14 protein-coding genes, 1 tRNA gene and 2 pseudogenes are annotated in these 16,458 nt (G+C 45.5%); 1 reads left to right on the forward strand and 16 read right to left on the reverse strand.

What is annotated here, in order from left to right; genetic code table 11:
• Positions 1 to 55: 55 nt before the first annotated feature.
• From agaE to orn, 16 genes and pseudogenes are all read right to left on the reverse strand, one after another.
• Positions 56 to 904, reverse strand: a complete 849-nt coding sequence (gene agaE, locus FHQ30_RS02105; RefSeq protein ID WP_139611079.1) for a PTS N-acetylgalactosamine transporter subunit IID — start codon at positions 902 to 904, stop codon at positions 56 to 58.
• Positions 894 to 1,667: a PTS N-acetylgalactosamine transporter subunit IIC gene (gene agaW, locus FHQ30_RS02110; RefSeq protein WP_132968144.1), complete on the reverse strand. Its 774-nt coding sequence runs from the start codon at positions 1,665 to 1,667 to the stop codon at positions 894 to 896. The genes agaE and agaW overlap by 11 nt, the downstream gene beginning before the upstream one ends.
• Before the next feature lie 11 nt (positions 1,668 to 1,678).
• Entirely contained in the window at positions 1,679 to 2,155 is a 477-nt protein-coding gene (agaV, locus tag FHQ30_RS02115; protein ID WP_139611080.1) for a PTS N-acetylgalactosamine transporter subunit IIB, read from the reverse strand.
• Between the two features lie 26 nt (positions 2,156 to 2,181).
• Positions 2,182 to 3,342, reverse strand: coding sequence for an SIS domain-containing protein (locus tag FHQ30_RS02120; protein WP_139611081.1), 1,161 nt, complete (start codon positions 3,340 to 3,342; stop codon positions 2,182 to 2,184).
• A gap of 89 nt (positions 3,343 to 3,431) precedes the next feature.
• Positions 3,432 to 4,205, reverse strand: a complete 774-nt coding sequence (agaR, locus tag FHQ30_RS02125; protein WP_139611082.1) for a transcriptional repressor AgaR — start codon at positions 4,203 to 4,205, stop codon at positions 3,432 to 3,434.
• Between the two features lie 218 nt (positions 4,206 to 4,423).
• The gene (hflX, locus tag FHQ30_RS02130; RefSeq protein WP_139611099.1) at positions 4,424 to 5,737 is read right to left on the reverse strand and encodes a ribosome rescue GTPase HflX; all 1,314 of its coding nucleotides are present in this window, start codon (positions 5,735 to 5,737) and stop codon (positions 4,424 to 4,426) included.
• Positions 5,738 to 5,807: 70 nt separating this feature from the next.
• The gene (gene hfq / locus FHQ30_RS02135) at positions 5,808 to 6,083 is read right to left on the reverse strand and encodes an RNA chaperone Hfq (RefSeq protein ID WP_139611083.1); all 276 of its coding nucleotides are present in this window, start codon (positions 6,081 to 6,083) and stop codon (positions 5,808 to 5,810) included.
• A 148-nt stretch (positions 6,084 to 6,231) separates the two neighbouring features.
• Complete coding sequence (miaA, locus tag FHQ30_RS02140) at positions 6,232 to 7,143, reverse strand: tRNA (adenosine(37)-N6)-dimethylallyltransferase MiaA (RefSeq protein ID WP_139611100.1); 912 nt, start codon at positions 7,141 to 7,143, stop codon at positions 6,232 to 6,234.
• A gap of 49 nt (positions 7,144 to 7,192) precedes the next feature.
• Positions 7,193 to 9,073: a DNA mismatch repair endonuclease MutL gene (gene mutL / locus FHQ30_RS02145; RefSeq protein ID WP_139611084.1), complete on the reverse strand. Its 1,881-nt coding sequence runs from the start codon at positions 9,071 to 9,073 to the stop codon at positions 7,193 to 7,195.
• Positions 9,074 to 9,319: 246 nt separating this feature from the next.
• Positions 9,320 to 9,988 (reverse strand): annotated as a pseudogene (locus FHQ30_RS13405) (N-acetylmuramoyl-L-alanine amidase); the annotation flags it as partial.
• 156 nt (positions 9,989 to 10,144) lie between these two features.
• Positions 10,145 to 10,504: pseudogene (locus tag FHQ30_RS13410) on the reverse strand (AMIN domain-containing protein); the annotation flags it as partial.
• 54 nt (positions 10,505 to 10,558) lie between these two features.
• Entirely contained in the window at positions 10,559 to 11,056 is a 498-nt protein-coding gene (gene tsaE / locus FHQ30_RS02155; RefSeq protein WP_139611086.1) for a tRNA (adenosine(37)-N6)-threonylcarbamoyltransferase complex ATPase subunit type 1 TsaE, read from the reverse strand.
• A 143-nt stretch (positions 11,057 to 11,199) separates the two neighbouring features.
• A tRNA-Gly gene (locus FHQ30_RS02160) sits at positions 11,200 to 11,275 on the reverse strand.
• A 231-nt stretch (positions 11,276 to 11,506) separates the two neighbouring features.
• Positions 11,507 to 12,721, reverse strand: a complete 1,215-nt coding sequence (locus FHQ30_RS02165; RefSeq protein ID WP_139611087.1) for an aromatic amino acid transporter — start codon at positions 12,719 to 12,721, stop codon at positions 11,507 to 11,509.
• A 98-nt stretch (positions 12,722 to 12,819) separates the two neighbouring features.
• Positions 12,820 to 14,238: a tryptophanase gene (gene tnaA / locus FHQ30_RS02170; protein WP_139611088.1), complete on the reverse strand. Its 1,419-nt coding sequence runs from the start codon at positions 14,236 to 14,238 to the stop codon at positions 12,820 to 12,822.
• Between the two features lie 343 nt (positions 14,239 to 14,581).
• The gene (gene orn / locus FHQ30_RS02175) at positions 14,582 to 15,130 is read right to left on the reverse strand and encodes an oligoribonuclease (RefSeq protein ID WP_139611089.1); all 549 of its coding nucleotides are present in this window, start codon (positions 15,128 to 15,130) and stop codon (positions 14,582 to 14,584) included.
• A gap of 72 nt (positions 15,131 to 15,202) precedes the next feature.
• Here orn and rsgA point away from each other — a divergent pair, with 72 nt between their 5' ends.
• The gene (gene rsgA, locus FHQ30_RS02180) at positions 15,203 to 16,261 is read left to right on the forward strand and encodes a small ribosomal subunit biogenesis GTPase RsgA (RefSeq protein ID WP_139611090.1); all 1,059 of its coding nucleotides are present in this window, start codon (positions 15,203 to 15,205) and stop codon (positions 16,259 to 16,261) included.
• The last annotated feature ends 197 nt before the right edge of the window (positions 16,262 to 16,458 follow it).

The following is a 16,458-nucleotide window of genomic DNA, read 5'->3' on the forward strand; positions in this document are numbered from 1 at the left end:
AAACTCCTTAAAACAGACTGGGGGAAATCCCCCAGTCAAAGTCGATATTATTTTGTTACAGCAAACCGGCAAAGCGTCCGATAATACCCATGGCCACAGTCAGAATAATCAGGCGTAGCGGTGACCAGCCTCGTTTGACCAGATAGTACATTAGCAAGGTATAGACCAGTGGCAGGAATGCCGGCATCAATTTGTCGATCACATCAGCTTGCACTTTCACCACGGCATCACCAGCGGTAATTTCCAAAGTGGTGTTAAAGCGAATGTAGGTTGCCACCAAAGCACCGATAACCGTCATCCCGACAATCGAAGCGGCATGTCCGACTTTCTTGGTGTTGGCTTTAATCACCGGAATGGCAGCGACCCCCATGCGGTAGGAGTAGTGCGCCAAGCCGAAACGTAAACCAAAGTGTACGATATTGAACACCACGAAGAAGAAAACTGCACCCATGATTGAGCCTTGTAATGCCAAGCTGGCACCGATACCACCACAAATTGGTAGTAAGGTCAGCCAGAACATGGCATCACCGATGCCGCCCAACGGCGCACCAACTGCGATTTTGGTACTTTGGATACTGTTGACGTTCTGTTTGGAACGTTCCATTGCCAAAATAATCCCCATGACGAAGGTGACCAAGAATGGGTGGGTATTGAAGAAGCCCAGATTTCCTTTCATGGATTTACTTAAGTCCGCTTTATTGGTGTGGATTTTTTTCAGTGACGGCGCCAGGCCGTATAACCAGCCCGCTGCTTGCATTCTTTCATAGTTGAACGAGGCTTGCAGCAACAGTGAACGCCATGCCATGACATTGATATCGTGTTTTGTCAGTTCGGCACCGATGCTTTGATCTTCATAGACATCGTCATTTTGTGTCGCTGTTTGAGTATTCAGTTTAGATTCCATCTTCAAACTCCTGTTTTTTAACTTCAACGGTTTCAGTGCCTTTACGCATATAGTCGATAATTGCCATTGCAGTCGCAGCGGCGGCGATTGCCAAGACCGGCAATTGCAACCAAGCGGCAGCGACGAATCCTAAAATAAAGTAAGGGATATACACGTTTTTCATCATGATTTTCATCAAGACAGCAAACCCGATAGCAGGCATAATGCCACCGGCAACGCCCAGGCCGTCGATCACTTCTTTCGGCAACATTTCGATAATTTTACCGGCGTGTTCTGCACCGAAGTAAACCGGCAGGAAAGCGCAGAAGAAGTAGAACGTTCCCAATACCAATAAGCCGAAGTAGTTGACGTAATCGATGCCTTTCAGGTTGGCCTCTTCTGCCATTTTGTCAACACGCGACATCACAGCAGACATGACCGAGAACAGGAACGTGATCCCCATTTGTACGGCGATGGCAAACGGCACCGCCACCCCGACGGCAACCTTTGGATCGGTTTTGGTGGTAATCGCAAAGGTTGCGCCGACCACAGTCCCGATAATCACGTTTGGTGGTTGGGCGCCGGCGAGTGGCGCTAAGCCCATCCATACTAATTCTAATGTACCACCAACCAAGATACCGGTTTGTAAATCGCCAAGGACTAAGCCGACGATTGGACCGAGTACTACCGGACGGTGGAAGTGAGTTAAGCCGTTATAGAGGTCAAGCCCCGCTATAAAAGCAATAATGCCGAGGAGAATTGATTGTAGCAATCCAATTTCCATGGTGTGCCTCCTTATTTGAGTAGTTTAAATAGATCTATTGATTCTTCAGTTGGAACACCTTGGATATAGCATTCCACCCCAAGCTGCTGAAGCTTTTTAAACGCTGCGGTATCTTGTGGATCGACCGATACCGTTTTGTAAATCTGTTGTTTACCTTCGGCAAAGTGCATATTGCCGACATTGATTTTTTTCACTGGCACACCGCCCTCGACCAATTTTAGAAAGTCGGAAGGACTGCGGCAAACCAACAGAATTTTTTGTCGGTCTGCGGCACGGTGAATATTGTCAATCACTTTTTGTAATGGCCAAAAGCGCACATCGATTCCATCGGCTAGCACCATTTCCATCAAATTCTGCTGCATTTCATCTTCGGCAACTTCATCGTTAGCCACCAGCACCAAATTTGCGCCGGCAAAACCGACCCATTGCACGCCAACTTGACCGTGAATCAGTCTTTCATCGATACGACTTAATACAATATTAGGCATAATTTCTCCTGAGCTGCAAAGAGCGGTTAAGGTTGATAAGGGTGAATGATAACGCCTTGCACCACCCGATTCACTTCGCCGCTAGGGCAAGGATTATCAGTGGTGTGACCGCTTAACAAAGAGCGGTAGAACGAAAACATCTGGGCAAAAACCACATAAGGGAATGCCAAAGCAAGATCGGTTTCATCGGCTAATCCGTCTAAACAAAATTGTAGATGCTGTGGCAGTGCCGGCTCCGGCTTACTGGTCAAAATCAGCAATTCTTTGACTTTTTGATCGCGCAAAATTTCTTGGCAAAGATCAATATCATACTGCCGGGTATATGGATTATTGGATAAATAAACAATCACGATGGTCTGATCGTTGATGATAGATTTAGGCCCGTGGCGGAAACCCAGTGGTGTGTCGTACATCGCAACCACTTCGCCGGCGGTCAGCTCCAGTAACTTAAGGGCGGATTCTTGCGCTAAGCCCTTGAAACCACCACTGCCGAGATAAACAATCCGTTCAACCTCTTGTGCTGCAATGGTTTTAATCCGTTTGTGCTGCTGTTGGATAAATTGGGTTGTGGTGGCGATTACTTGCTTAACTAACGCGGCGGCAAAGTGCGGTTGCAAGAAAATAATTGCAGTGGCTAGCGTCATTGACGAGAAGCTGGAAGTCATCGCAAAGCCATTGTCATTGGTTTGCGGTGGCAACGCTAACGCATAGACATTTTCGCAGCGATGATAATCTTGGTATAGTTTACCGTTTTGGTTGCAGGTGATAATTAAATGGTAGCTGTGTTTCACCACTTGGTTGACCAACTGCACTGCTGCAGCGCTCTCCGGGCTGTTACCGGAGCGTGCAAATGAAATCAGTAATGTGGGTTGCTCTTCATCCAGATATTGATAAGGATTGGAGACTAAATCAGTGGTGGCGATAGCCACGGCGTGATGTTTGGTCAATTGGTGAAAAAATGGCACTAACACTTCACCAGAAAAGGCGGAAGTACCGGCGCCGGTCAAAATGATGCGTAAGGCTTTTTTCTCAAAGAGTGGTGCGAGAAAATGGTCAATAGCTTGGCGTTGGTTATCGATCAGCGCCATTGTTTGTTGCCAACAATCCGGTTGCTGGCAGATCTCTTTTGCAGTCCAAAACGCTTGAGCTTGTTCAAGTAATTCTGTTTTCAGACCCAAATATTCCATGATAACTCCTTAATTGATTAGACATAAGTCGATGTCGTGTCTGGTAAGGGGCCAGCCATGGTGTTGAGAAAAGTATTTACTGGTTAGCGCTATTTTGTATCAGCTAAGATAACCTCGACGCCTTGATCCTGAAAAGCCTGTAAATATTCTTGCGGAATGCCGCTGTCGGTAATCAGCATATCAATTCCGCTGAACTCGCGAATCACATGAAAGCTGCGTTTACCAAATTTACTGGAATCGGTCACTACGATGATTTGTGTCGAAATATCACACATCAGACGATTCAAATTCGCTTCCTGCTCGTTATGTGTGGTGATGCCGACTTTTAAATCATAGCCGTCTACGCCTAAAAATACTTTGTCAAAAAAATAGTTTTCTAAACTTTTCTCTGCGGAAATTCCGGAAAAAGAGAGTGCATTTTTTCTTAAGATCCCACCGGGCATACGAACCTGAACGCCATCGGCACTCACCAGTTCCATCGCCACATCCAAACCGCTGGTCATCACGACCACTTCATTTAGATGCTGCATATTTGCTGCAATTTCTTTGGTGGTGGTTCCGGAATCCAGAATAATCGATTGCCCGTTTTGAATCTGTTTCACCGCAGCTTGTCCGATTAAACTTTTGACATCAGCATGCTGGCTGCGTTTCTCTTTTATGGATAATTCATGCATGATACGGTTATTAGGCAAAGCAAAGCCGTGTGAACGTAGTAGATAGCCCTGTTTTTCCAAATAACTCAAATCACTGCGAATAGTAACGCTGGATACTGAGCAGAGCTGCGCGAGTGCTTCCACTCGAATGCTGCCCTGAGTATTCACAATTTGTACAATTTGTGAGCGTCTTTCCACAGTACTAGTCATTTTCAACCCCTTACGAAAGAATCGAATATATTTTCGTTTTCTTTCGATTTAATTTTGAATGGCTTCATTTATGAAGTAAAGCGCTTTTTTATAAAAAGTGTGCCTAATCACAGATTTGGTTAAAATTTAGCTTGTTTTTGTGATAGCGATAACGTTTTTATTGTGATTTTTAACTGGACGTGAGTGTAACGAATTTGAAAAATGAAAGCAAAAGAAAATTATTTAATATAGTTTATTAAATCGGGGAAGTGAGCGGTAAGTTGCTGCCATTTATTGCTATCAACTTGTAATGTAACGAAAAATTCACCATTTTCAGTGATGTTTTCACTTTGAATATAGTGATTTTGATAAAATAGGTGTCTTACTTTTCCTTCCGTTATCGGTAATAGCAATTGTAAACGTAAGATTTGGTTTTCAAGTCTTTGCCGAACCGCTTCCAATAGCAGCTCGATTCCTTCACCATGTTGGGCAGAAAGGTAGACCGCACTTGGTTTGTTTTGATCGTCATATTCGATATGCGGTAGCACATTTTCACACTGATCAATTTTATTGAACACCAGCAGCACCGGCACGTTTTCGGCACCGATCTCTTCCAATACCAAGTTCACCGCTTCAATGTTCTCTTGGCGTCGTTCATCGGAGGCGTCGATTACATGTAGCAGTAACGTCGCTTCGGTGGTTTCTTGCAGAGTGGATTTAAAGGCTTCAACCAAATCATGCGGCAAATGGCGAATAAAACCGACGGTATCAGCAAGAATAGTAGTGCCGACATTGTCGATATTCAGCTTGCGCAGTGTCGGATCGAGTGTAGCAAACAGTTGATCCGCAGCATAAACCTCGGCGGTGGTCAGGGTATTGAATAACGTAGATTTGCCGGCGTTAGTGTAACCAACCAGTGAAAGTGTCGGAATTTCGGCTTTTTGTCGAGTTCTACGATTGAGATTGCGCTGCTGAGTGACCTTCGCCAGTTTCGCCTGCAATTGGCTTAACCGCACTTTGATCAAGCGACGGTCAGTTTCCAATTGGGTTTCACCGGGACCACGTAAACCAATGCCGCCCTTTTGCCGTTCCAAATGGGTCCAGCCACGGATTAAACGGGTAGAAATGTGCTTCAGTTGCGCCAGTTCAACCTGTAATTTGCCTTCATGGGAACGGGCTCGTTGGGCGAAAATATCTAAAATCAACGTGGTACGGTCAATTACCCGACAGCCGCATAAACGTTCTAAATTACGGTTTTGTGCGGCACTGAGGATATGGTTGACCAACACGATGTCGGCATTATGCAGTTTGACCGCTTCTGCCACTTCTTCTGCTTTGCCCTCGCCGAGATAGTATTTGGCTTGTGGCGCAGAGCGAGAAGTAGTGAGTACCTCGACCACATCGACTTGGGCAGACGCCGCCAATTGACGACACTCTTCGATGTTGTCCAGATCTTTTTGCTGTGAGAAAAAAACATGCACCAAAATGGCGCGTTCGTTTTCCAGCAACTGCTCCCGAACACCCTTGGCTGCACCGATGGTACAATCAAAAATAGCGCTCTGTTTGTTGTCACTGAGAGCGCTGTTGTTATCATTATCGATCAAATGGTTTGTCCATCAACGGCTATTGGTTGTCGTCGTTTTCGACTTTATTGTCATTCGCCGTTGCAGACGATTGCGAATTATTGTGGTGCGAAATCGAACGAGCCGGCACGACGGTAGAAATCGCATGTTTGTAAACCATTTGACTGACGGTATTTTTTAACAAGATAACAAATTGATCAAATGATTCGATTTGTCCCTGTAATTTGATACCGTTGACCAGATAAATCGACACGGGAATACGCTCACGGCGTAGTGAATTCAAGTAAGGATCTTGTAGGGATTGTCCTTTTGCCATCGTTGGATTCCTCATATTTGTAGTTATAGTGAATTTTTATAATGGTGTACCAAGCGTAATAGGTTGAACAGGAAATGACGGCTTGGTGTCTTGTCTGTCTCCTGCTTTCAATATAACAATTTTATTTGACAATGTCATCAGGCAGGCGCTAACGGGATGATGTTTCTTGCAAAATCCGGATGATTTTTTGTTTTGCCTGTAAAATATTCAGGCTATCCAGCCAGTGAATTTCAGATTTCCAACCGCGCAGCCACGTAATTTGCCGTTTTGCCAGTTGACGGGTAGCGCAGATTCCACGATAAATCATCTCTTTTTGATCGTAATCACCGCGTAAATACTCCCACATTTGGCGATAGCCGACACAGCGGATCGAGGGTAAATCCAAATGGAGATCCTGTCGCTGGTACAACTTTTGTACTTCTTGCTCAAACCCTTGCGCAATCATGTTATGGAACCGCTGTTCGATACGTTGGTGCAATACCGCCCTGTCTTGCGGAGCGATGGCAAATTGCAAAATCCGATAAGGCAATTTTTCGCCGGCAGTTTCGGTCAACTCGGTCATGCTTTTGCCGCTGATATAATACACTTCCAACGCACGGTTAATCCGCTGCGGATCATTGGGATGAATGCGTGCCGCCGCAACCGGATCGATTTGTTGCAGTTGTTGGTGCAAATATGCCCAACCTTGTTGTTTGGCAATTTGTTCAATCTCAGACCGCACTTTGTCATCCGCCGCTGGCAATGGCGATAATCCTTCGAGTAAGGCTTTGTAATACAACATCGTGCCACCGACCAACAGCGGTATTTTGCCTTGCTGAGTAATTTGCTGCATTTCGTGCAAGGCGTCGTGACGAAAATCGGCAGCGGAATAACTTTCTGCCGGATCTTTAATATCAATCAAGCGGTGTGGTGCTCGTGCCAGCTCTTGTGGCGTAGGTTTGGCGGTGCCGATATCCATGCCACGATAAATCAAGGCGGAATCGACACTGATCACTTCCAGTGGCAGTTGTTGGCGCAATTGAATCGCCAGATCGGTTTTACCGGAAGCGGTCGGACCCATTAAAAAAATCGCCGTCGGTTTTGGATGATCGGTGGCGGAGATTTGGCTGTCATTCACTCGGATTTTCCTCGGTTAAATAAGGTTGCAGATCGAGGGGCAGCAGCAAATGTTTAATCTGTTCCGTTTGATCGGTTGCCAGTTGTTCGACAGTAGCAAACTCATTGGCGGCATCAGCCAGTGACTGCATCGGCGTTAAATCGAGACTGTCCACTAAGGTTTTGAGAAAATCCTCAAAACGGTCAAGCGGCTGATTCAGCAGGCTCACTAAGCAGGCTTGCAAGTTTTGTCGCCGTAACAATGCCGGAACCGCACTAAGGGTCAGGCGGCTTTTTTCTGCATTGCCGTATTGGGTAATTTCAAAACCACAGCGGGCAAAGTGCGGTTTTTGCTGTTGCCAGTGTCGGGCCTGTTCAGGGCTTAGGTGAATCACCAATGGAATCAGCAGCGGTTGAGTTTGAATTTCGTTTTGTGTCAGTGCCAGCTGAAGTTTTGCCTGTTGTAATGCTTTGACTGAAACAAAGTATAGTTGTTGCTGCTGCTGTAATAGAATCAATTGCTCCGCATTTAATAACGTCAGCAAACGCAAATGTGGCGTTTCCGGCTTATCAACGACGGGATTATAACGTGTTTCAGTGGTTGGCTTTTCGTTGTGTAATAAGGCTTGGTAAGCTGTTCCATGTGCTTTGGTATAAGGCGTTTTATGGAGCTCAAAAGGCGGAATAGCTGCTTTTTGCTGCTCACGAGGAGTATATATGGCTGTCGGTTCAGCGACCGCACTTTTTTGTTTTTCAATTTGCTGTTTTTCAATTCGCAGTTTTTCAATATTAGCGTTTCTATTATTTTGCGTTTCGGCGGCAAAAATATTTTCTCCAGCCGCCGCTCGAGTGGTGCCGGCAGTTGGGTTGCTGGTGTGTTCGCCAAAATCCAATTCAGTTGCTGATGCGAGCGCATGTGATACGCCTTGATGAATAAAATCGTGTACCAGACGGTTTTGGTGAAACCGCACTTCGTGTTTTGCCGGGTGCACATTGACATCCACTTGCGACGGATCCAAATCGATAAACAGCACAAACGCCGGATAGCTTTCGCTGGGGATATGTTCACCGTAAGCAAGGCGTACCGCGTGGTTGATGGTTTTATCACGCATCATACGGCCGTTGACATAGCTGTAATTCAGGTCATTTTGCGGGCGTAACAAACCACTGTCTGCCACCCAGCCATAAAGATGTAGATCATTATGACGCCAATCAATTTGCAAGGCGTGGTTGACAAAATCCTGCCCACAAATTGCGGCTAGGCGTTTAATTTTTTGTTGTGGATCGGTTGCTTTGCGATAGTGACGCACCACTTTGCCGTTGTGGCTCAGGATAAATGCAGTTTGCGGTTTGACCAACGCAATTCGGCGGATTACTTCGTCGATATGGTTAAATTCGGTTTTTTCGGTACGAAGAAATTTGCGGCGTGCCGGCGTATTAAAAAATAGGTTCGCCACATTGACAGTAGTGCCAACTGGGTGGGCGGCAGGTTGTATCGTTGTTTCCATCTCCCGACCTTGTGCAAAAACCTGCCATGCTTCCGCTTGTTGCGGCGGGCGAGAGGTCAAGGTCAGGCGTGAGACGGAACTGATACTGGCAAGGGCTTCGCCGCGAAAACCTAAACTTAAAATGGCCTCCAGATCTTCTAACGTACTGATCTTACTGGTGGCGTGACGAGATAGTGCTAATCCCAGTTCTGCTTTGGGAATGCCGAAACCATTGTCACGAATACGGATCAGCCCGGCGCCGCCATTTTCAATTTCGATGTGAATCTCGTCAGCACCGGCGTCTAAACTGTTTTCAACCAGCTCTTTCACCACCGAAGCCGGACGTTCTACCACTTCGCCGGCGGCGATCTGATTGGTCAGTTGTGGCGAGAGAATTTGAATCGGCATGGCTATCTCACTCTTTTTGGTTTAGTCGCGCAGTTTAATTTTCTGCCCGACACGCACATTATCATTGTTTAAGTTATTCAAACGGCGTAATTCACGCAGCTTGATATTATATTTGATCGAAATGGCACCCAAGGTTTCGTTGTTTTTCACGGTGTGGTAAGCCGGCGTGTTGTTGCTGACCGCACTTTTGCTGTTGCTGGCGGTACTGCTGCCTTTGCTGCTGACCGCTTCGCCACTGCTGTTGTAATAGTCGATCAAACCGAGATAGATGGCGTTGGCGATCTGGCGGCGATAAGCCGGCGTGGCTAATTTATTCTCTTCTTCATGGTTAGATAAAAAACCGGTTTCGACCAACACCGAAGGAATATCCGGTGACCGTAGCACGCCGAGGCTCGCATGTTGTGGTACATTTTTACTCAATTTGGCAAAACGTCCGAAACGTTTCAAAATGGATTGACCCAGTTGGTAACCAGCCCGTTGTGAATGCCCGAATTGCAGATCCAATACGGTTTGGTTCAAGTATTTCTCGTCATGAGAAGCCAGCACATTACCAGCGCCGCCGAGCAGTTCTGATTGCTTTTCGTGATCTTCCAACCAGCGTCCCATTTCGCTGCTGGCGCGCTGGTTTGACAACACCCAAACCGAAGCACCGCGCAGTGAGGAAGAACTGTTGGAGTCGGCATGGATCGAAATTAAATAATTCGCTTTGTTTTTACGTGCAATTTCAGAACGGTCAGGCACTGAAATGTAATAGTCGCCAGTGCGGGTCAACACACTTCTAAAACGGGCATCTTTATCGAGTAGCGCTTTTAACTCTTTCGCAATCTGTAAAGTGACATTTTTTTCACGCAGCCCTAGACCGGTGCCAATAGCGCCCGGATCTTTCCCGCCGTGTCCGGCATCAATTGCGATGATAAAGACTCCACTGCGTGAAGCAGAATTGCGGACGGGCTTATTGTTATTGCTGCTGGTATCCTTGTTTGTTGCTTTAGTGCTTGTCGATTTGGCAGTCGCTTCATTAGGTGACGCAGTTGCGGTTTTGCCGACTGGATTATCCAGTGACAGGATGATTTTTTTACCGTTATTTTGAAATTTGAAATTGCTTTTTTGGCTAAGCTCTAAAACCACCCGCAGGGTCGACGAGCGTGGTGGATTGCTGGTGCGCAAATTGGTGGCAACACTGCCACTGATTTTTTTCGGCAGCAGATTGGCATGACTTTGGCTGTTGGCAAAATCGATGACTAAACGTTCCGGATTTTGCAGTGTGAAATAGCTGTATTTGGTTGCCAACGAGAAAGAAAATTCGATCTTGGTACTTTTAGCCGCATTTTTGACCTCAATTGAGGTCAACGTGCCGGCATTGGCGGCAAAACTGATTAAACCCAATAATAATGTTAAAAGGTAGGTTAAAAATAAAGCGGTTTTTTTCATTCTATGATCTTTCGTCAGGTCGTTTTATATTCAAGCCGTCTATTTTCCGTAGTTTTACGGCAGTTGGCAAATAATTTGTTGCGCAATAGCGCTGTGTGCAGTCAGAGATAATTCTCGTCCTTGTGCCAGATAACTCAGACGCAGGCTGAGATCGGCTGCTGGGATCATGCCGCTTCCTTTATCCGGCCATTCCAACAACAGCAGCGAGCCGGATTGGAAGTAATCTCGAATGCCCATAAACTCTAGTTCCTCAGGATCCGCCAAACGATAAAGATCGAAATGGTAGATGGCTGCTGTTGCCAAATGATACTCTTCCACTAAGGTATAGGTCGGGCTTTTTACATTGCCGCTGTGCCCCATTGCCTGAATCATACCACGGCTGAAGGTGGTTTTCCCTGCCCCCAGATCACCATATAGATAGACAACAAAACCGTTGTTTTGTTCTAGTGCGCTAGATTGTGTCAGTAGATGGCTTAAATGCGCGGCAAACTCAAGTAATTGCGCTTCATTATCGAATTGGGTGGTGTAAGTTGGGTTGTGCAATAACGGCATAGCAGATAATGGATATTATATAAGTGGTGAATCGGAATGTTAATCATAGAGGAATTTGAGTGGCAATGCACGATCAAAACCGCACTTTTGCTGTAAGTAGTGTTTAAAATAGATAGTATAGAAAAAAGAGTTATTTGAAAATTTGGAGCGGGAAACGAGACTCGAACTCGCGACCCCAACCTTGGCAAGGTTGTGCTCTACCAACTGAGCTATTCCCGCATTTAAGATAGGTACTGACGTTATCAGTGGGGTGCATTATACAAAAAAATAATTTGCCTGCAAGCCTAAATTTAAAAAAAATTTTTGATTGATGGAAATTAAGACATTTTACTTGAAAAACCGTGAGCGATAGCAAAATGCCTTATTAGGGGTTGTTGATGTTTGATAATCCAAAACGATTATAGGGTCTATAGCTTAAATTATAAACAAAGATCAACAGACCCTAGGGCATTATCCGAGGTAATTCGGTAATTTGCCAAGCATCGCCAAAATATGGAACATCGCGACCAACAGCCCGAATAACATTACTAAATAGATAGTGACCTTGCCACCTTTTACCTTAAAGCCGCTGTCTTCAGGATGCAATTGACGCGATTTTCTGGCGAGCAGTGCCGGTGTCATGCAAGTCCAAATGGTTGCGACAGCACCGGCATAGCCGATGACCATCACAAATCCGAACGGAAACAGTAATGACATGACCAATGGCGGCAGAAAGGTCAGTAGCCAAGTTTTGCTTCGCCCTTTGCGGCTGTTGTCGAATTGGAAAAAATCTGCCAAGAAATCGAATAGTCCCAGACCGACACCGATAAATGAGGAGAGAATTGCCGCCATCGAGAATCCATGGATTGCGTGGCTGACTTGCTGCGAGTCGATGACCGCACTTAGGGCGTTTAACAAAGCATCGACGTTGCCGCCTTGTGCGATCACCGGCGCAAACTGATCGCGCGGTAAATTGCCAAAAATGCTGAGCAGCCAAAGCGCATAAAATCCAAGTGCGATCAGCGTGCCACCCAGAATTGCTTTTTGTGCTTTTCGCTCTTCACCATAATGAATTCGCATTGAGGCAACCGAGTGGTGGTAACCAAACGAGGTCAGTGCGATCGGCAGCAATACCATCAGATAACGGGCGTATTCGCTGTCGTGGCTGTTGCGGTCAAACAAGATATTGAGGTCAATATGCAGTGACATACCGGAAATGCTAAAAATGAAGCTGAGAATCATAAATGCGATTAACACAACCGAAATTCGGCTGACAGCTTTGGTGGAATACCACACAAAAGCTGAGAAGATGAACACGAATAAAACCGCAGCTATATTGGAGGAGATATCCAGTAGTTGTGCGATGATTAGACCCGAGGAGGTGGTGTAGGCATAAAGTAAAATACAGCCGACAAAATACACTGCTAAATTATTGATAAAATTAATCTCTTTACCTAATAAATCGCGGGTAGCGCTGTCAAAAGAGGCGCGGATATCATAGTGCTGAAAGGCTTCTAGCAGCAGCCAGCCGGATACTGTCATGACTAACATGGTCAGGGTAATTGCGATTAATGACCAAATTGTCCAAGCGCCGGCGCCAGCGCTGGGTAAGCCCAGCATGCCGGCACCGACACAAACGCTGGCAATAACACAAGAACCGCCGATTAAAGAAGGTTGTTTTTTCATGTGTAACACTCCATAAACGCAAGAATCGGGTGAAAGTGCGGTCTGATTGCTGCGCTGACCGCACTTTATCGAATAAAACAGGTTATCAATCAATCGGTTCAATCAACCTCTTTTAGGCGTGCGGTAAAGTGCCGCAAAATCGGTGGTTCATACACAAATTCTAACCCTTTAATATTATGGATATTTTCTTTTATTTTCTGAAAAGCTTCAATAATAAAATCCATATGCGTTTGGGTGTAGGTTGCACGAGGAATCGTCAGCCGTAGCAGCTCCGCCGGACAAGGGTGCTGCTTACCGGTTTGCGGATTGCGTCCCAGCAAAAGCGAGCCGATTTCTACGGCTCTTATGCCAGCGGTTTTATACAGTTCACATGCTAAAGCATGGGCGGGGAATTGCTCTGCCGGGATATGCGGTAACAATTTTCCGGCATCGACAAAAGCAGCGTGTCCACCGGCTTGCTGACAATAAATGCCGACGGCTTGTAAGCCGTCCACCAGATATTGCACTTGTTGGATTCGATAGGCGAGCCAGTCTTGGCGCATACCATCGACCAAGCCGACGGCAAGCCGCTCCATGGCGCCACCTTCCAAGCCGCCGTAAGTCGGAAACCCTTCTTGCAGCACGCACAAAGTGCGGCATTCGGTATAGACATCTAGCAGGCTGTCGTCTTTGAAACACAGCAAGCCGCCGATTTGTACCATCGCATCTTTTTTGGCAGACATTGCCAGAATATCGGCGTATTTATAAGCCTCGTAGGTGATCTGTTCTATGCTCCAATCGGCATAAGCGGCTTCACGCTGTTGAATAAAATAGGCGTTTTCAGCAAAACGGGCAGAGTCCATCACCACCGGAATTTGGTATTTCTGTGCAATTTCATAGGCACCTTTCAAGTTAGCGAGTGAAACCGGCTGTCCGCCGGCAGAGTTGCAAGTGATGGTGCTGACGATATAGGGAACCTTTTCGGCACCGATTTCGATAATCGCTTGCTCCAGTTTAGCAAGGTCAAAATTGCCTTTAAAATCTTCATAAACATCAGTATTAAATGCATTGGCACAATAAATGTTTTTCGCGACACAGCGATTGATCTGGGTATGACCTTGCGTGGTGTCGAAAAAATAATTTGAGAGAGCTACCATGCTATCCGGCTTACCGCCCTTTTCACGTTCTCTTTTACGGATCAACACCGGAATATAAAGCTGTTCAGCACCGCGTCCTTGATGGGTCGGAATCGTATGCTGATACCCAAAAATCTGTTTAACGGTGGCGGATAGCGTGTGGTAACTGCGACTGCCGCTGTAGGCTTCGTCGCCGCGCAGCATGGCTGCTTGCATATTTTGCGTGATAGCGCCAGTACCGCTATCGGTCAATAAATCAATAAAAATATCTTCGCTGTTCAATAAAAACGGGTTCATGCCGGCATTTAAAATCGCGCGTTCGCGGTATTCGCGACTGGTGGTTTTCACCGGTTCAATCACGCGGATACGAAACGGTTCAGGTAAATGTTTAAAATGATTCATAATAATGATCCTTTTTTAGAATAAAGTAAGCCCTTATTTGTTGAGTTAACAAATAAAGGATGTGCAATGGTGCCAAATCAAGCTTGGCATATGCTGGAGAGAAAAGGATATTTATCCGAATCGTGGTTATGGAAACGGGTAGGCAAGTTTGTGATCTTGATTAAACCAAGTCTTTAACGTGAAGGTTAAGATTTTCATATTTATTTCCCAAAATAAGTGGTGAAAATTACGAAAAATCAGTTATCGAGTATTCACAGAAAAGCGCTTTTGTCACGATGAAAATAACAGCAATGAGAACTGGCTCACAAAATAAAATTAGATTATTTTGTGAGCAAAAGAGAGATTATTCTAAATTGATAAAGTGCTGCCGATAGTACGCCAGTTCGGCGATGGATTCACGAATATCGTCCAGAGCCAGATGGGTATTTTGTTTTTTAAACCCGTCTAAAACGCTAGGTTTCCAACGTGCGGCAAGTTCTTTGAGTGTGCTGACATCTAAATAGCGGTAATGAAAATAATCTGCTAATTCAGGCATATAGTTAAATAAAAAACGTTTATCCTGCGCTACGCTGTTGCCGCAAATCGGTGAACAGTGCTTCGGCACCCATTTTTTTAAAAAGTCCAAGGTACGTAACTCGGCGGCACGTTCGGTCAGTTTGCTCTCTTTCACCCGTTGTACCAAACCGTTGGCAGTGTGGGTTTTGACACACCAGTCACTCATAGCGGCGAGCTGTTGCTCGGACTGATGGATTGCCAGTACCGGCCCTTCGGCGAGGATATTCAAATCCTTATCGGTGATAATGGTGGCGATTTCAATGATCCGCTCTTTTTCAGGATCTAAGCCGGTCATCTCCAAATCGATCCAAATCAGATTTTGTTTATCTAATTGCATAATATAAGGTATCCTAATGATTCAAATTCAGGCGCTATTCTAGCGTAAAAATAATCAGGGGTAATGAATTTTTTGAGTAAACAAAAGCTAACCAAAAACCAGAAACGCAGGATCCAATCCAACAAGCAGAAAACGTTGAATGATTACCAACAGCGTAAAAAAGAAAAACGAGATAGCGTGGAATGGCAAGATGAAATGCTGGGCGAGATTCAGCAAGGGCGGGTGATCTCACGTTATGCGCTGCATGCGGATATTGAAGGTCATAATCAAGAGGTTTTTCGCTGTAATCTACGTCGTACCGTCAGTAACTTAGTGGTTGGCGACTATGTGTTGTGGCGTGCCGGGCACCAGCAGCTGCAAGGCATTAGCGGCGTGGTGGAGGCGGTGCAGCCACGTAAAAATGTGCTGTCGCGCCCGGATTATTATGATGGCATTAAATTGATTGCCGCTAATATTGATAAAATTTTTATTGTGTCAGCCATGTTACCGCACTTTTCCAGCAATATCATTGACCGTTATTTGGTGGTTTGTGAAAGTTTGGGCATCGAACCGATTCTGGTGTTGAATAAAGTAGATTTATGCGAGAAAAATGAGCGACAAGAGGTTGAGCAACTTTTTGATATCTATCGTAATATTGGTTATCAAGTGTTGATGTTGTCAACACAGTCAGGTGAGAATATAGCACAATTTACTGAGTTGGTGAGTCAAGGATGTGCCATTTTTGTCGGGCAATCCGGTGTCGGAAAATCCAGTTTATTGAACTATTTGGAACCGCACTTAGGATTACCCATCGGCGCGGTGAGTGAAAATTCCGGTTTGGGACAACATACCACTACGGTTTCGCGTTTGATTCGTTTAAAGTGCGGTGGCGAGGTGATTGATTCCCCGGGCATTCGAGAATTTGGCGTATGGCACTTAGATAGCAATACCATCACCAATGGATATCGTGAGTTTCAGCCCTATTTGGGCGGTTGTAAATTTCGCGATTGTAAGCACTTGGACGATCCGGGCTGCATGCTGCAACAAGCTGTCAAGCAGGGGAAAATTCACCCGCTACGCTTCGAGAATTACCATCGTCTGATTGTAGCGTTGGACGAGAATAAAGCCGGGCGGCATTTTGTGGCAAACTAGGGATTGAGGGTGGTTTTTAGCTGGCAGAAAGGGCGTTAATATAGTGTTTAAATTCGTTTATAAAATGTGAAATCTGTTCGTTTTTTGAACTTGTTTTAATAAAAAATGTGCGATAACTCATATTTTTTCCAGTTATGGCTTGATTATTTAAGTGGAATATTGATACTAACCTCACTAATTATTTTAATCGGTAAAAT

This window comes from Testudinibacter sp. 'clade 2', assembly GCF_006227735.1.
GTDB lineage: Bacteria > Pseudomonadota > Gammaproteobacteria > Enterobacterales > Pasteurellaceae > Chelonobacter.

Coding starts and splice junctions, on each gene's coding strand:
- FHQ30_RS02165 (WP_139611087.1), bottom strand. CDS start 12,721: ATGAAAAAACAACCTTCTTTAATCGGCGGTTCTTGTGTTATTGCCAGC.
- hfq (WP_139611083.1), bottom strand. CDS start 6,083: ATGGCAAAAGGACAATCCCTACAAGATCCTTACTTGAATTCACTACGC.
- agaW (WP_132968144.1), bottom strand. CDS start 1,667: ATGGAAATTGGATTGCTACAATCAATTCTCCTCGGCATTATTGCTTTT.
- miaA (WP_139611100.1), bottom strand. CDS start 7,143: ATGGGTCCGACCGCTTCCGGTAAAACCGATCTGGCGATTCAATTGCGC.
- tnaA (WP_139611088.1), bottom strand. CDS start 14,238: ATGAATCATTTTAAACATTTACCTGAACCGTTTCGTATCCGCGTGATT.
- agaE (WP_139611079.1), bottom strand. CDS start 904: ATGGAATCTAAACTGAATACTCAAACAGCGACACAAAATGACGATGTC.
- tsaE (WP_139611086.1), bottom strand. CDS start 11,056: ATGCCGTTATTGCACAACCCAACTTACACCACCCAATTCGATAATGAA.
- orn (WP_139611089.1), bottom strand. CDS start 15,130: ATGCAATTAGATAAACAAAATCTGATTTGGATCGATTTGGAGATGACC.
- FHQ30_RS02120 (WP_139611081.1), bottom strand. CDS start 3,342: ATGGAATATTTGGGTCTGAAAACAGAATTACTTGAACAAGCTCAAGCG.
- mutL (WP_139611084.1), bottom strand. CDS start 9,073: ATGCCGATTCAAATTCTCTCGCCACAACTGACCAATCAGATCGCCGCC.
- agaR (WP_139611082.1), bottom strand. CDS start 4,205: ATGACTAGTACTGTGGAAAGACGCTCACAAATTGTACAAATTGTGAAT.
- agaV (WP_139611080.1), bottom strand. CDS start 2,155: ATGCCTAATATTGTATTAAGTCGTATCGATGAAAGACTGATTCACGGT.